The sequence below is a fragment of the Pseudomonas sp. 2VD genome (genome assembly GCF_005503585.1).
Taxonomy (GTDB): Bacteria; Pseudomonadota; Gammaproteobacteria; order Pseudomonadales; family Pseudomonadaceae; genus Pseudomonas; species Pseudomonas aeruginosa.
The window spans coordinates 1-13813 of record NZ_SCND01000144.1; the positions used below are offsets into that span (position 1 = coordinate 1).

Sequence of the window (13813 nt, forward strand, 5' to 3'; positions counted from 1 at the left end):
GGTACCTCCACCCGCAGCGGCGCGACCTGCGCCACGCCGAGCCGGCGCAGCAGGTAGGGACGCGCCAGCAGGGCGAAGGTGACCAGGGTTGAAGCCGGATTGCCCGGCAGGCCGATCACCGGGATGCCCTGGAACTGGCCGACGGTCAGCGGCTTGCCGGGTTTTATCGCCAGCTTCCAGAGGGTCAGCTCGCCGGCTTCGCGCAGCGCCATGCCGAGGAAGTCGGCCTCGCCCACCGATACGCCGCCAGTGGAAAGGATAAGGTCCACCCCGGCCAACCCGGCCAGGCGCTCGCGGGTACGTGCCAGGTCGTCGGGAAGGATACCGGCGTCGAGCACGTCGCAGCCCAGGCGTTGCAGCCAATCCTTGAGCAACGGACGGTTGCTGTTGTAGATCTGCCCGGCCTGCAGCGGCTGGCCCGCCTCGACCAGCTCGTCGCCGGTGGACAGCAGCGCCACCCGCGGCTTGCGTCGCACCTCCAGGGTCGCGCAGCCGAGCGAAGCCGCCAGCCCCAGTTCGATGGAGCGCAGGCGCGTGCCGGCCGGCAGGACCAGGTCGCCCTGGCGGATTTCCTGGCCACGCGGGCGCACATGCTGGCCCGCGCGCAACGGCTGGGTGAAGCGCACGCGGCCATCGTCGAGCGCTTCGGCGTTTTCCTGCATCTCTACCAGATCGGCGCCTTCCGGCAGCGGCGCACCGGTGAAGATCCGCGCACAGGTACCCGCTTGCAGCGGCTCCGGCGCCTGTCCGGCAAAGATCTTCTGGCTGACCGGCAGTGGCTCGCCGTTCCAGTCGGCGAGGCGCAAGGCGTAGCCGTCCATGGCGCTGTTCGGCCACGGCGGCAGGTCCAGGCCGGCCAGCAGGTCGACCGCCAGCACGCGGCCGCCAGCCTGCTCCAGGGGCACCTGCTCACACGTATCGATAGGCGTTTGCGCGGCCAGTTCGAGGAGCCGTTCCAGCGCCGTCTCGACCGGCATCAGCCCCGGCTGTTCGCAGCAGCCGCTCACCCGCGGCTCTCGCAGGGCGCCGCCTGTTTCAGGTGCGGGACGAAGTTGCACGGGCGATGACGGGCGTCCAGTTGCTCGACGAGGATGCCTTCCCAGGCAGTGCGGCAGGCATTGGTGGAGCCCGGCAGGCAACAGACCAGGGTACCGTTGGAAAGCCCGGCCAGGGCCCGCGACTGGATGGTGGAGGTACCGATGTCGGCCAGCGAAATCTGCCGGAACAGCTCGCCGAAGCCGTCCACCTGCTTGTCCAGCAGGCAGGCCACCGCTTCCGGGGTGCTGTCGCGGCCGGTGAAACCGGTGCCGCCGGTGATCAGCACGACCTGCACGCTGTCCTCGGCGATCCAGGTCGCGACCTGTGCGCGGATCCGGTACAGGTCATCCTTCAGCAACACGCGAGCGGCCAGGTTGTGCCCGGCCTCGGTCAGGCGGTCGACGAACAACTGGCCTGAGGTATCGGTTTCCAGGGTACGGGTATCGCTGACGGTCAGGACGGCGATGTTCAACGGCACGAATGCCGTTTCGGCCTTGTGGCTCATGGGGTTGGCCCTTGCTTGTGGACGTGATCGCGGTGTTATATCACAGGCCCGACACGGAGACCCCAGATGCCCGATAGCGCCCTGCCCCCCTGCTCCATCCTTCTCCTGGCGGGAGGCCGCGGCCAGCGCATGGGCGGTCGCGACAAGGGCCTGATCGAGTGGCAGGGCCTGCCCCTGATCGCCCACCTGCATCGCCTGGTGCGCCCGCTCACCGATGACCTGATCGTCTCCTGCAACCGCAACCAGGAACGCTATGCGGCCTATGCCGACCGTCTGGTGAGCGACGACAGCCGAGACTTCCCCGGCCCGCTCGCCGGCATCCGCGCCGGCCTGGCGGTGGCCCGGCATCCCTGGCTGCTGGTGCTGCCCTGCGACGCGCCGCGCATCGACCGCGCCTTGCTGGAAACCCTGCTGCAGGCCGCCGGCCGCACACCGGCGCGCCCCTGGATGCTGCGCTGCGGCGGCCAGTGGGAACCGCTGTTCAGCCTGATCCCGACGCACCTGGCCGAAGAGATAGAACACGCCTGGCGCCAGGGCGACCGTAGCCCACGCCACGTCCTGTTGCCGCTTGGCGCGGAGGCCATCGAGCTGGCCGCGGGCGATCCGCGGCTGGCCAACCTGAACACCCCCGAGCTGTTGGCTAATCACCGCGAACTGAAGTAAAACGGAAGGGACGTCGAGTCGAATTTTCTCGAAGGTGGGGGGAACACTCGTTTTTAGGGGGGAACTCTTCCTAGAACTCGTCTGTCAGAAACTCGTAACTTCAAAGTCTGACCGCACAGGAGAACTGCGCAATGATCAAGCGGATGCTACCCGCCCTCCTCCTCGCCGTAGGCCTCGGCGCCCTCGCGGGTTGTTCCAGCCCTACCGTGATCACCCTCAACGACGGACGTGAAATCCAGGCCGTAGACACCCCTTCCTATGACGAGGATTCCGGCTTCTACGAGTTCGAACAGCTCGACGGCAAGCGCGCCCGCGTGAACAAGGACCAGGTCCGCACCGTCAAGGAACTCTGATACCGTCGCGTAACAGGTTTTCCTGAAGACCCCGTCGACTCGAACGAGCGACGGGGTCTTTGCTTTTCCGCCCGGGGAAACCGGGGCTCGAAAAAAAGTTCATCTAACCCCTTGTGTACCAAAACTTTTTCTGTAGAATGCGCCCCAACAAAACGGAGCGTAGCGCAGCTTGGTAGCGCGTCTCGTTCGGGACGAGAAGGTCGCTGGTTCGAATCCAGTCGCTCCGACCATATCCCGAAAAACCCGCCTCAACGGCGGGTTTTTTATTGCCTGCGATTCGGTCTTTCTCACAGGGTACGCAGGTAGGCCACCAGGTCGCCCTTCTCTTCCGCGGACAGCTTGCGCTCCAGCACCAGGTTGAAGAACTCCACCGTGTCCTCCAGGGTCAGCAGGCGGTCGTCGTGCAGGTACGGCGGCGAATCCTTGATCCCGCGCAACGGGAAGGTCTTGATCGGCCCGTCGGCGGACGCCATCACGCCATTGACCAGTTTCGGATCGTAGAAGCGCTCCACCTTCAGGTTGTGCATCAGGTTGTCGGTGAAGTAAGGCGGCGCATGGCACCCGGCGCAGGCCGCCTTGCCGTAGAACAGCTTTTCGCCACGCAATTCCTGCTCGCTGGCCTTGCCCGGATCGAGCCGCCCCTCCACATCCAGCTTCGGTGCCGGGGGGAAGTCCAGCAGCGCCTGAAACTCACCCATGAAATGCACCTGACTGCCACGCTCGAGCACGTTCACCCCCTTCTTGGTGGCGATTACCGGGTCGCCGTCGAAGTAGGCGGCACGCTGCTCGAACTCGGTGAAGTCCTCGACGGTCTTCAGCGCCCTCTGCGAGCCGAACAGCCGCTGGATGTTCACCCCGCGCAGCGTCGGCGTGTCGATGCGGTGGCGGAACGGCTGCGGGCGCACGCCGGCCAGGTGGGTAGCGGCATTTGTGTGGCCGTTCGCATGGCAGTCGAAGCAGGCCACGCCGCGGCTCGGATGCTCGCTACGGCGATCGTCGGTGAGGTTGAACTGCTGCTGCGGAAAGGCCGTTAGCAGCAGGCGCAGCCCTTCCAGCTGCTTGGGATTGAGAATCCCGTTGAACAGCTCGAAATAGTTGTCGATGGTCACCAGCTTGCCCTTGGACACATCGCCTAGGTCAGGCCGGGTGGTAAGGAACATCGGTGCCGGGAATTCAGGCAGGAAGTGGTCCGGCAGGTCGTAGTCGAGGTCGAAACGGGTCAGGTCGCGGCTTTCCTGGCGCTTGATCTCGTCGATGAGGAACTTGGGAAAGACCATCCCGCCTTCGGCATGGTTGGGGTGTGGCAGCGGCAGGAAGCCACCGGGGAACAGCCCCTGCTTGCGGATTTCCTCGGGGCTCAGCCTGGCCAGCTCCTCCCAGCTGGTGCCGGCCGGCAGCTTCACCCGGACCCCTTCCTGCAGCGGCTTGCCGCGCGTCATGCTGGCACCCTTGGCCGGCCTGTCGCTGAGATCGTAACGCTGCTCGAGAAGCGTCTTGTGGGCCTGCTCGATCGACGGCTTGTTCGCCGTCATGCGCTTCATGATGGTGGCGAAGTCCTCGTTGATCACCACCGGCGAATAGCTGGAAGTCTTGCTTGGCTGCTCATCCCCCGCGACCACGGCGGATTGCAGCCCCAGGGCGAGCGGCATGACCCAGAGGGCATGGCGCGTCCAGGCGGGCGTTTTCATCAGGCGTCCTCTTTCGTTATGAGGAAACGCCGAGCCTCGTCGTCCCGACCCCACACCCCGGCGGTCCGCGACAGCGGACCGAACGACCTGCGACGCGTCCTGCGCCACGCGGGTTCCCGGCTGTTTCCAGTCAGTCCTGAAGGGAACTCAGGGTTTATCCATCGCCCTTAGGCCTAGCCGAACGCAGCCTGCCGAGCCAATAGGCTCAGGCTATGAAAACCATTGAGAAACGCCTATGCATCGCTTCGCCAGCATCGCCGAAGCCAGGCACCGCGCGGCATGGGGGAAGGAAGCGGAACGCAGTCCGGTTTGCGCATAGAGCGCGGGGTTACCAGCGGTGCCGCGCTTAGCGCGAATGAATAGGCATCAGCGGCTGAGGAAGGCTGCAACCTGCTCGGCCTCGAACGGCCAGTTCAGCTCGGCGCCATTGTCGCAGCGGCGCAGCACCGGGATCCGCAGGCCATAGCGCTCGACCCAGGCTTCGTCGTCGGCGATGTCCACCAGTTCGACCAGCAGGCCATGTTCGACGAAGGGCATCAGCACCGCCTCCGCGACTTCGCAGAGGTGGCAACCGAGGGTTCCGAAGAGTTGGCATTCCGGGGGCATCGAAAGGACCTGTGCAGTGTTTCGCGGCGATGGTAGCACCCGCGCTCAGATGCCAGCGACCTGCAACAGACTTTCGGCCGCCTGCCGGGCCTCGCGGGCCTGGTCCGCCGGCCCGTGGATGTGCGCCATCACCAGGGCGCCCTCCATCAGGTATTGCAACTGCCGCGCAAGCAGTGCCGCCGAACGCACGCCCAGGCGCTCCAGCTGGCGCTGGAAATAGGCTTCGACGAAGGCCTTTTGCTCGGCCGCCTGGCGATGGATCGGATGCGAGCGCTCATGGAACTCGGCGGCGGCATGGATGAAGGCACAGCCACGGAACGCCTCGTCCTGGAGGAACTCCTGCAGACCATCGAACACCGCCAGGATCGCCGCGCGCGGCTGCAACCGTGCCTCGGCTTCGAGCATGCGTTCGGCGGTGCGCTGCCGACGCACCTCCAGGGCGGCCATGATCAGTTCGTCCTTCGAGCGAAAGTGTTTGTACAGCGTCATCTTCGCCACCCCGGATTCGGCCAGGATGCGGTCGATGCCGGTGGCGTGGTAACCCTCGCGATAGAACAGGTCGACGGCGGTGCTGAGCAGTTGCTCGCGTTTGCGGGATGTCATGGAAAGCCTCCTGAGCGGCCCATTATGCGCGACCCTGCCGCCCCCTTGAACCGCTCTGCGTCGCTCCCCGGACGAATACCGACGGAAAAAGGCGAACGCGTGCCTTGAAATATACAGACCTGTCTGTCTAATATCCAGACACCAATACCCGCCTGGAACCCTCAGATGAAACTCCATGACCTGGATCTCTCCGGCAACGCCTACAAGGTCCGCCTGTTCCTCTCCCTCATCGGCCGCGAGGCGACGCTGCGGCCGGTCGATTTCCTCAACCGCGAGCACAAGACCCAGGCCTTCCTCCGCATGAATCCCCGCGGGCAGATCCCGGTGCTGGAAGACGGCGAGCTGCAACTGGGCGACTCCCATGCCATCCTCGTCTATCTGGCGCGACGCCATGCCGATCCCGTGTGGTATCCGCTCGACCCCGTCAGCCAGGGCCGAATCGCCTACTGGCTCAGCTATTCGGCCAACGAGGTGCAGAACGGTCCGGCCAGCGCCCGGCTGATCGCCCGCTTCGACGTGCCGCTGGATCGCGAGCAGACCCACCAGCGAGGCCTGGAAGTGCTGCGCCTGGTCGAGCGGCACCTGGCCGAGCATCGCTGGCTGGCCCAGGGCGAACAGCCGAGCATCGCCGACGTGGCCCTCTACCCCTACCTGGCCCTGGCCCCCGAGGGCGGCCTGGCGCTGGACCACTACCCGGCGCTGAACGCCTGGATCGCCCGCATCCGCGCGCTGCCCGGCTACATCCCGATGCCCGGCCTGTAGCTCGACAGGAGGCAGCATGAGCCAGGAACAGAGCCCCTTCCACGCCGGCGAACTGGCGATCCAGGAACGCGCCGGCGTTCGCGAGCAGGTCGCCGGCTTCGGCAGCCGCGCGATCCGCACCTTCATGCCGGACCAGCATCGGGAGTTCTTCGCCCTGCTACCGCTGTTGCTGGTGGGCAGCCTCGACGCCGACGGCTACCCCAGCGCCTCGGTGCTCTGGGGCCCCCCCGGCTTCGCCCGTTCGCCGGAACCGACCCGCCTGCGCATCGACAGCCTGCCGCAAGCGGACGATCCGCTGGCGGCCAATCTCGAGGCCGGCACCCGCCTCGGCATCCTCGGCCTGGAATGGCCGACCCGCCGCCGCAACCGCATGAATGGACGGGTCCTGGCGCGGGACGGAAAGGGTTTCACGGTCGGCGTCGAGCAGTCCTTCGGCAACTGTCCCAAGTACATCCAGGCGCGCAGCCATCAGCCCGTCTCCAGGGTCGCAAGTCCCGCGTTGCAGGGCGAAGGACTCGATCCGCGCTGGCTGTCGCTGGTCTCGCGCAGCGATACGCTGTTCATCGCCAGCCAGCATGCCGACCCACTCAGGGGCGGCGTCGACGTCTCCCATCGGGGCGGGCCGCCGGGCTTTCTCCGGCTCGGCGCGGATGGCCGCCTGTGGTTGCCCGACTACGCCGGCAACCGCCTGTTCAATACCCTCGGCAACCTGCTCCAGGAGCCTCGCTGCGGCCTCCTGTTCATCGATTTCGACAACGGCGACCTGCTGCACCTGCACGCCGAGGCCGAGCTGTTCTGGCCGGGTTCGCAGCCATCCATCCCCTGGCCCGCCGGCGCCGAGCGCCTGCTGGCGTTGCGCCCCGCAGGCTGGCGCTGGCGGCGCGGCCGCCTGCCGCTGGCATTCGGCGAGCCCCAGCCATCCCCTTTTCTTCCTGCCGGTGAATCTTGATGCCTTTCCTGTATCGCCTTGCCTCGTTGTTGATCGCCCTCCTCGTCCTGCCGGTGCAGGCGGCGGAAATGCGAGTCGCCCTGTTGCGCACCTCGGGAGTGGAAACCCTCGATGCGCTCACCGTCGACGGCGGCTCCTGGGTGCGCCGGGTGCCGCTCAGCCATACCGCGGTGCTGATCGAGCACCATGCCGCCACCCTGCTCTTCGACACTGGCCTGGGGCGCGACATCGACGCCCAGTTCCGCGCCGACATGCCCTGGTGGGCGGCGCCGCTGTTCGCTTATCAGAAAGTCGTCCCGGCGCGCGACCAACTGGACGCAGCCGGTATCCGCGTCGATCGCATCCTGCTGTCCCACGCACACTGGGATCACGCCTCGGGCCTGGTCGACTTCCCCGAAGTACCGGTCTGGGCACCCTACGAGGAGATCGCCTTCAGCCGCATCGCCACCCCGCCGGCCGCCTTCCCCAGCCAATTCCGCCATGGCGTGCACTGGCGACCTTACAGCTTCGATCCGCAGCCGTTCATGGGCTTCGACGAAAGCCTCGACCTGTTTGGCGACGGCCGCCTGGTGCTGGTCCCCCTGCCCGGCCATACGCCCGGCTCGGTCGGTCTGTTCGTCACCCTCGACAGCGGGCGCCGGCTGTTCTTCAGCGGCGACACCAGTTGGCGACTCGAAGGCGTCGAAGGCCCGCGGCAGAAATTCTTCGCCGGCCGCGCCCTGGTCGATCGCGATCCCGCGCGCACCCTCGCGCAACTGGCGAAGATCCGCCTGCTGCTCCGCAGCGACCCGCGCCTGAGCGTGATTCCGGCGCACGATGCGCGGGTCCAGGCCGCCCTGGGCTACTTCCCGCACTGGCTGGAATAGCGGGAAAGCCCGTCCTAGACAGGGTTCGTGCCAATTCGCGGCCACCCTCGACTAATGTCTAACAGTGGCCGTCTTCCTGTAGTGCTTAAGTAACCGGGCTGTCACAGGCCGACGTGGCGTCACGCCGCCGCCATCGGCCTGCCCCAAGCGCTCGAGGAGACAATAACAATGAGCATGACCCCGATCGCCCGTGCCGTGGCTTTTGCCACGCTGGGTTCCAGCATTACCGTCCCAACCCTGGCCCATGCCGAGTTCATCAAGGACAGCAAGGCCAGCATCGAACTCCGCAACTTCTACTTCAACCGTGATTTCCGCCAGGAAGGCGCCAGCCAGTCCAAGGCCGAGGAATGGGCCCAGGGCTTCCTCCTGCGCTACGAGTCCGGCTACACCGAAGGCACCATCGGTTTCGGCGTCGACGCCATCGGCCTGCTCGGGGTGAAGCTCGACTCCAGCCCCGACCGCAGTGGCACCGGCCTGCTCAAGCGCGACCGCGAGACCGGCCGCGCCCAGGACGACTATGGCGAGGCAGGGATCACCGCCAAGCTGCGGGCGTCGAAGAGCACCCTGAAGATCGGCACCCTGACCCCCAAGCTGCCGGTGATCATGCCCAACGACAGCCGCCTGCTGCCACAGACCTTCCAGGGCGGCGCGCTGAACTCCATGGAGATCGACGGCCTGACCCTCGACGCCGGGCGCCTGAAGAAGGTCAACCAGCGCGACTCCTCGGACAACGAGGACATGACCATCACCGGCGGCGGCAAGCGCAACATCGTGGTCCGTTCCGGGCTGACTTCGGACAAGTTCGACTTCGCCGGCGGCAGCTACAAGTGGACCGACAACCTCAGCACCAGCTACCACTACGGCAAGCTCGACAACTTCTACAAGCAGCATTACCTCGGCCTGGTGCACACCCTGCCGATCGCCGACAAGCAGTCGCTGAAATCCGACATCCGCTGGGCGCGCTCCACCGACGACGGCTCCAGCAACGTCGACAACAAGGCGCTCAACGCCATGTTCACCTACAGCCTCGGCTACCACGCCTTCGGCGTCGGCTACCAGAAGATGAGCGGCGACACCGGCTTCGCCTACATCAACGGCGCCGACCCCTACCTGGTGAACTTCATCCAGATCGGCGACTTCGCCAACAAGGACGAGAAATCCTGGCAGGCGCGCTACGACTACAACTTCGCCGGCGTCGGCATTCCCGGCCTGACCTTCATGACCCGCTACGTCAAGGGCGACAACATCGACCTGCTGACCACCTCGGGCGAAGGCAAGGAATGGGAACGCGACATGGACATCGCCTACGTGTTCCAGAGCGGCCCGTTGAAGAACCTCGGGGTGAAGTGGCGCAACGCGACCATGCGCACCAACTACACCAACGACTACGACGAAAATCGCCTGATCGTCAGCTACACGCTGCCGCTCTGGTAACGGCAGGACCGGCGGATAGCCGCGCTACGGCCATCCGCCCCTCCCCAGAGCCCCGCGGCGGAACGAAGAGGCCACCCTTGGGTGGCCTCTTTCATGGCGGGATGCCTCGCTCGCAACGTGCAGGACGGATAGCGCCTGGGGCGTTATCCGCCGATACCCCGCCGGACCAAGGAAGTCCGCCCCCTCATTCGTGGCTGATCGCGCCGATCTTGTGGATCGACAGGTCCGCGCCGTAGTACTCCTCCTCCTGGCTCAAGCGGATGCCCAGCAGCGCCTTCATCAGCCCATAGACCAACAGGCCGCCGGCGAAAGCCACCGTCACCCCCAGCAGGCTGCCGAGCGCCTGGCTGGCCAGGCTCACCCCGCCGAGCCCACCCAATGCCTGCTGGCCAAAGATGCCGCAGGCAATCCCGCCCCAGACCCCGCAAAGACCGTGCAACGGCCAGACACCGAGGACGTCGTCGATCTTCCAGCGCACCTGGGTCGCGGTGAACGCCCAGACGAACAGGGCCCCCGCCACCAGGCCGGTAGCCAGCGCGCCGATCGGATGCATCAGGTCGGAACCGGCGCACACCGCCACCAACCCGGCCAGCGGACCGTTGTGCAGGAAACCCGGGTCGTTGCGGCCGATCAGCAGCGACGCCATGGTGCCGCCAACCATCGCCAGCAAGGAGTTGACCGCCACCAGCCCGCTGACCCCGGCGAGGGTCTGGGCGCTCATCACGTTGAAGCCGAACCAGCCGATGATCAGGATCCACGACCCCAACGCCAGGAACGGGATGCTCGACGGCGCCATCGCCATCAGCTTGCCGTCGCGATAGCGACCGTTGCGGCTGCCCAGCAATAGCACCGCCGCCAATGCCAGCCAGCCGCCCAGCGCATGCACCACCACGGAGCCGGCGAAATCGTGGAAAGGTGCGCCGAACTCCAGCTTCAGCCATTCCTGCAAGCCGAAATTGCCGTTCCACACCAAGCCTTCGAAGAACGGGTACACGAAGGCCACGATCAGCGCCGTGGCGCACAACTGCGGGCCGAACCGGGCACGCTCGGCGATGCCGCCGGAAATGATCGCCGGGATTGCCGCGGCGAAGGTCAGCAGGAAGAAGAACTTCACCAGCGCATAGCCACTGTCCACGGTCAGCGCCGCCGCCGGGTGGAAGAAGGTCACGCCGTAGGCGATCCAGTAGCCGACGAAGAAATAGGCCAGCGCCGAGATGGCGAAGTCGGACAGGATCTTCGACAAGGCGTTGACCTGGTTCTTCAGGCGCACGGTGCCCACCTCGAGGAAGGCGAAGCCGGCGTGCATCGCCAGCACCATCACCGCTCCGAGCAGGATGAACAGGGTATTGGAGCCGTGGATCAGGACTTGCACCGCACTATTCAGGTTATCCATGGATTGAGGCAGCCTTCGCGCGTAGAGAGAAAGCACCAGAAACGCCCACGCCCGTCCTTCAACGCACCATGACGAAGCAGTAGTCGTCGTGCGAACCGCCGCTTTTCTTCGGCGGACGTTTCGCAAGGTGCCTGAGGCAGCATGGAAAGCTCCCGGACTTTCCTTGATTTTCATTGGGTTGGACGTTCATCCCGAAGTACCCTCCGGGAGCGCCTGGCGCCCTCGCAAGGGGCATTCCGGCCGACGTGCGCACCAGGGAATTGCAAGCGCCATACCAGTTCGCGCCCCGTTGCGAGGCAGCCGGATGGCGTCATCTCGCCGCAGCCGCGCCGACAGGCACGCTGTGGCAGTCTTTAATGAAAGGAGCGCCGGGAGCGACCGGCAACGCGCGGAAATTACCCACCGGTTGAACCTTCCGCCCCGCGCTCGGCTCGAAAAAAACACACCCCATGACCAGAGGAGCTCGTCATGCCCCGCAAGACCACTGCAAACGCTGCAAAGGATGAACTGTTGGCTGAATTCCAGGCACTGGTCGCCGATACCGAGAAACTCCTGCAAAGCACCGCCGACGTGGCGGGCGACCAGGCGGAAGAAATCCGCGGCAAGATCCACGACAGCCTCAAGCGCGCTCGCGACACCTTGCGCGACACCAAGGACTCGCTGAAGGACAACGTCCGCGAACGCAGCCAGGCCGCGGTGGACGCCACCGAGGTGTACGTCGGCGAACACCCCTGGCAGAGCATCGGCATCGCCGCCGGCGTCGGCTTCCTGCTTGGCCTGTTGGTCAGCCGGCGCTGAGCCATGAGCGAAGGAAAGGACCCGGCGGACGGCCGCCCCTCCCTGCGGCGCTTCGGCGCCGCCTTCCTCGGCCTGTTGCACGGTCACGTCGAGCTGTTCGGCATCGAGCTGCAGGAACAGAAGGCCAACACCCTGCGCCTGCTGCTGTTCGCCGGGCTGGCCCTGGTATTCGCCCTGCTCCTGCTGGTCGGCCTGTCGCTGCTGGTGCTGATCGTGTTCTGGGACACCAACCGGCTCGCAGCGGCGCTCGGGTTGTGCCTGTTCTACGTGATCGGCTCGCTGTTCTGCGGCTGGCGCCTGTACCAGTCGATCAACGACGAAAGCTCGCCGTTCAGCGCCACCCTGGAAGAACTGGCCAACGACCGCGAGCGACTGCTGCCATGACAAGGAAATGCGCATGAGCCAACTACCGGTGAACGCGACCGGCCTGTCGCGTCGCGAATTGCGCAAGGCGGTGATCCGCCTGCGCCTGGAAATGCAGCGCCAGCAATTGCGCCGCGAAAGCCAACTGCTGGTGCAACCCTTCCGCCAGGCCCAGGGGCTGGGCCACAACCTCAGCCAGCAACTGTTCGGCGGTGGCAATGCGGCGCTCTGGGGCGCCGGCGGAGCCGCACTGCTGAGCGTACTGCTTGGCAAGGGCGGACGCTGGCAGCGTCTGCTGCGCCTGGGCGTCGCCCTGGCCCCGCTGTTGCTCGGCCTGCGCACGCGGAAAGGCCGTTGAAGGATGCGCCGACCGGCAACGGTCGGCGCCCTCCGTTTCCCCAACGCGACGATTGAGCTTGCCGAGGCAAACCGTTAGCGTGTCCGCATCGCCTCAGCGCATCCCTGGAATTCCCGATGGACTGGCAGACCCTGCTCACCCGCGAACGGCTCGGAAAGCCGGTACACAGCAACGATGAACTGGGCCGCAGCGCCTTCCACAAGGACCATGACCGGATCATCTTCTCCGGCGCGTTTCGCCGCCTCGGACGCAAGACCCAGGTCCATCCGGTCTCCAGCAACGATCACATCCACACCCGCCTGACCCACTCCCTGGAAGTCGCCTGCGTCGGCCGCTCGCTGGGCATGCGGGTCGGCGAGATCCTCCGCGAGGAACTACCCGAGTGGTGCGACCCCAGCGACCTCGGGGTCATCGTCCAGTCGGCCTGCCTGGCCCACGACATCGGCAACCCACCGTTCGGGCACTCCGGCGAAGACGCGATCCGCAACTGGTTCCAGCAAGCCGCCGGACGTGGCTGGCTGGACGAAATGAGCGACGCCGAGCGTTCCGACTTTCTCCACTTCGAAGGCAACGCCCAGGGCTTCCGGGTCCTCACCCAACTGGAATACCACCAGTTCGACGGCGGCACGCGGTTGACCTACGCCACCCTGGGCACCTACCTGAAGTACCCCTGGACCTCGCGCCACGCGGAAGCGCTGGGCTACAAGAAGCACAAATTCGGCTGCTACCAGAGCGAACTGCCGCTGCTCGAGCAGATCACCCATAAGCTCGGAATGCCGCAACTCGACGACGAGCGCTGGGCTCGCCATCCGCTGGTCTACCTGATGGAAGCGGCGGACGACATCTGCTACGGCCTGATCGACCTCGAAGACGGCCTGGAAATGGAGCTGCTCGAATACAGCGAGGTCGAGGCGCTGTTGCTCGGCCTGGTCGGCGACGACCTGCCCGACACCTATCGCCAACTCGGCCCCAGGGACTCCCGCCGGCGCAAGCTGGCGATCCTCCGCGGCAAGGCCATCGAGCACCTGACCAATGCCGCCGCCCGTGCCTTCGTCGACCAGCAGCAGGCCCTGCTCGCCGGGCAGCTTGCCGGCGACCTGGTGGAACACATGCACGGCCCGGCCAAGCTCTGCGTGCAGCGGGCCAAGGCCATCGCGCGGGAAAAGATCTTCCAGGACAAGCGCAAGACCCTCCACGAGATCGGCGCCTACACCACTCTGGAGATCCTCCTCAACGCCTTCTGTGGCGCCGCGCTCGAGCAATACGGCGGGCATACGCCGTCGTTCAAGAACCGGCGCATCCTCGACCTGCTCGGACGCAACGCGCCCGACCCGCAGTGGCGCTGAACGGCGAGCTTTCGTCGTTGATCGACTGGTACAGGCGCCAGCCGCAGAACAGCGAGCCGATCACGTAGAACAGGCACAACCCGAGCGC

The 13813-nt window shown here is 66.0% G+C and carries 15 protein-coding genes, 1 tRNA gene and 2 pseudogenes; 11 read left to right on the plus strand and 7 right to left on the minus strand.

Going from position 1 to position 13813, the window contains the following annotated elements:
• Both FFS27_RS16890 and moaB read right to left on the minus strand, forming a co-directional pair.
• Positions 1-1007 (minus strand): molybdopterin molybdotransferase MoeA (locus tag FFS27_RS16890; RefSeq protein ID WP_137952105.1); only part of this gene is annotated, 1007 nt, incomplete at its 3' end.
• Positions 1004-1543 carry a molybdenum cofactor biosynthesis protein B gene (gene moaB / locus FFS27_RS16895; RefSeq protein ID WP_003091240.1) on the minus strand — a complete coding sequence of 180 codons (540 nt, stop codon included), beginning with the start codon at positions 1541-1543 and terminating at the stop codon, positions 1004-1006. The genes FFS27_RS16890 and moaB, both read right to left, overlap by 4 nt.
• 66 nt (positions 1544-1609) lie before the next feature.
• Here moaB and mobA point away from each other — a divergent pair, with 66 nt between their 5' ends.
• From mobA to FFS27_RS16910, 3 genes are all read left to right on the plus strand, one after another.
• Complete coding sequence (mobA, locus tag FFS27_RS16900; protein ID WP_003109495.1) at positions 1610-2206, plus strand: molybdenum cofactor guanylyltransferase MobA; 597 nt, start codon at positions 1610-1612, stop codon at positions 2204-2206.
• A 131-nt stretch (positions 2207-2337) separates the two neighbouring features.
• Positions 2338-2559, plus strand: a complete 222-nt coding sequence (locus FFS27_RS16905; protein WP_003091247.1) for a YgdI/YgdR family lipoprotein — start codon at positions 2338-2340, stop codon at positions 2557-2559.
• A gap of 153 nt (positions 2560-2712) precedes the next feature.
• Positions 2713-2789 (plus strand) — tRNA-Pro (locus FFS27_RS16910).
• A 57-nt stretch (positions 2790-2846) separates the two neighbouring features.
• On the opposite strand, the gene FFS27_RS16915 is transcribed toward FFS27_RS16910, so the two are convergent.
• The 3 genes from FFS27_RS16915 to FFS27_RS16925 form a co-directional block, all read right to left on the minus strand.
• On the minus strand, positions 2847-4247 hold the full coding sequence (locus FFS27_RS16915; RefSeq protein ID WP_137952106.1) for a cytochrome B6: 1401 nt from the start codon (positions 4245-4247) through the stop codon (positions 2847-2849).
• Positions 4248-4613: 366 nt separating this feature from the next.
• A complete protein-coding gene (locus FFS27_RS16920) occupies positions 4614-4853 on the minus strand; it encodes a glutaredoxin family protein (protein WP_003109620.1) in 240 nt (79 codons plus the stop codon).
• A 45-nt stretch (positions 4854-4898) separates the two neighbouring features.
• Positions 4899-5456 carry a TetR/AcrR family transcriptional regulator gene (locus FFS27_RS16925; protein ID WP_003109619.1) on the minus strand — a complete coding sequence of 186 codons (558 nt, stop codon included), beginning with the start codon at positions 5454-5456 and terminating at the stop codon, positions 4899-4901.
• A 165-nt stretch (positions 5457-5621) separates the two neighbouring features.
• Between FFS27_RS16925 and FFS27_RS16930 the strand changes: the two genes are divergently transcribed.
• From FFS27_RS16930 to opdQ, 4 genes are all read left to right on the plus strand, one after another.
• Complete coding sequence (locus tag FFS27_RS16930) at positions 5622-6218, plus strand: glutathione S-transferase family protein (protein ID WP_021265011.1); 597 nt, start codon at positions 5622-5624, stop codon at positions 6216-6218.
• A 16-nt stretch (positions 6219-6234) separates the two neighbouring features.
• The gene (locus FFS27_RS16935) at positions 6235-7167 is read left to right on the plus strand and encodes a pyridoxamine 5'-phosphate oxidase family protein (protein ID WP_016263268.1); all 933 of its coding nucleotides are present in this window, start codon (positions 6235-6237) and stop codon (positions 7165-7167) included.
• Positions 7167-8033 (plus strand): MBL fold metallo-hydrolase, encoded by an 867-nt coding sequence (locus FFS27_RS16940; protein WP_021265012.1) that lies wholly within the window; start codon positions 7167-7169, stop codon positions 8031-8033. Before FFS27_RS16935 ends, FFS27_RS16940 begins: the two co-directional genes overlap by 1 nt.
• A 168-nt stretch (positions 8034-8201) precedes the next feature.
• Positions 8202-9467 (plus strand): porin OpdQ, encoded by a 1266-nt coding sequence (opdQ, locus tag FFS27_RS16945; RefSeq protein ID WP_009313808.1) that lies wholly within the window; start codon positions 8202-8204, stop codon positions 9465-9467.
• 184 nt (positions 9468-9651) lie between these two features.
• Here the strand turns inward: opdQ and FFS27_RS16950 are convergent, their stop codons facing one another.
• Positions 9652-10860 (minus strand): ammonium transporter, encoded by a 1209-nt coding sequence (locus FFS27_RS16950; protein WP_023095388.1) that lies wholly within the window; start codon positions 10858-10860, stop codon positions 9652-9654.
• A gap of 468 nt (positions 10861-11328) precedes the next feature.
• On the opposite strand from FFS27_RS16950, the gene FFS27_RS16960 reads away from it, so the two are divergent.
• The 4 genes and pseudogenes from FFS27_RS16960 to FFS27_RS16975 all read left to right on the plus strand — a co-directional run.
• A complete protein-coding gene (locus FFS27_RS16960) occupies positions 11329-11658 on the plus strand; it encodes a DUF883 family protein (protein WP_003091262.1) in 330 nt (109 codons plus the stop codon).
• A 3-nt stretch (positions 11659-11661) separates the two neighbouring features.
• The gene (locus FFS27_RS16965) at positions 11662-12042 is read left to right on the plus strand and encodes a phage holin family protein (RefSeq protein WP_003091263.1); all 381 of its coding nucleotides are present in this window, start codon (positions 11662-11664) and stop codon (positions 12040-12042) included.
• Positions 12043-12055: 13 nt separating this feature from the next.
• The gene (locus FFS27_RS16970) at positions 12056-12379 is read left to right on the plus strand and encodes a hypothetical protein (RefSeq protein WP_021265014.1); all 324 of its coding nucleotides are present in this window, start codon (positions 12056-12058) and stop codon (positions 12377-12379) included.
• A gap of 116 nt (positions 12380-12495) precedes the next feature.
• Positions 12496-13719 (plus strand): annotated as a pseudogene (locus FFS27_RS16975) (deoxyguanosinetriphosphate triphosphohydrolase); the annotation flags it as partial.
• Here the strand turns inward: FFS27_RS16975 and FFS27_RS33625 are convergent.
• Positions 13664-13813, minus strand: a pseudogene (locus FFS27_RS33625) (hypothetical protein); the annotation flags it as partial. The pseudogenes FFS27_RS16975 and FFS27_RS33625 sit on opposite strands and share 56 nt — an antisense overlap.

Excerpts from the sequence above, each read along its gene's own strand:
- moaB (WP_003091240.1), bottom strand. The coding sequence starts at position 1,543 with ATGAGCCACAAGGCCGAAACGGCATTCGTGCCGTTGAACATCGCCGTC.
- mobA (WP_003109495.1), top strand. The coding sequence starts at position 1,610 with ATGCCCGATAGCGCCCTGCCCCCCTGCTCCATCCTTCTCCTGGCGGGA.
- FFS27_RS16905 (WP_003091247.1), top strand. The coding sequence starts at position 2,338 with ATGATCAAGCGGATGCTACCCGCCCTCCTCCTCGCCGTAGGCCTCGGC.
- FFS27_RS16915 (WP_137952106.1), bottom strand. The coding sequence starts at position 4,247 with ATGAAAACGCCCGCCTGGACGCGCCATGCCCTCTGGGTCATGCCGCTC.
- FFS27_RS16920 (WP_003109620.1), bottom strand. The coding sequence starts at position 4,853 with ATGCCCCCGGAATGCCAACTCTTCGGAACCCTCGGTTGCCACCTCTGC.
- FFS27_RS16925 (WP_003109619.1), bottom strand. The coding sequence starts at position 5,456 with ATGACATCCCGCAAACGCGAGCAACTGCTCAGCACCGCCGTCGACCTG.
- FFS27_RS16930 (WP_021265011.1), top strand. The coding sequence starts at position 5,622 with ATGAAACTCCATGACCTGGATCTCTCCGGCAACGCCTACAAGGTCCGC.
- FFS27_RS16935 (WP_016263268.1), top strand. The coding sequence starts at position 6,235 with ATGAGCCAGGAACAGAGCCCCTTCCACGCCGGCGAACTGGCGATCCAG.
- FFS27_RS16940 (WP_021265012.1), top strand. The coding sequence starts at position 7,167 with ATGCCTTTCCTGTATCGCCTTGCCTCGTTGTTGATCGCCCTCCTCGTC.
- opdQ (WP_009313808.1), top strand. The coding sequence starts at position 8,202 with ATGAGCATGACCCCGATCGCCCGTGCCGTGGCTTTTGCCACGCTGGGT.
- FFS27_RS16950 (WP_023095388.1), bottom strand. The coding sequence starts at position 10,860 with ATGGATAACCTGAATAGTGCGGTGCAAGTCCTGATCCACGGCTCCAAT.
- FFS27_RS16960 (WP_003091262.1), top strand. The coding sequence starts at position 11,329 with ATGCCCCGCAAGACCACTGCAAACGCTGCAAAGGATGAACTGTTGGCT.
- FFS27_RS16965 (WP_003091263.1), top strand. The coding sequence starts at position 11,662 with ATGAGCGAAGGAAAGGACCCGGCGGACGGCCGCCCCTCCCTGCGGCGC.
- FFS27_RS16970 (WP_021265014.1), top strand. The coding sequence starts at position 12,056 with ATGAGCCAACTACCGGTGAACGCGACCGGCCTGTCGCGTCGCGAATTG.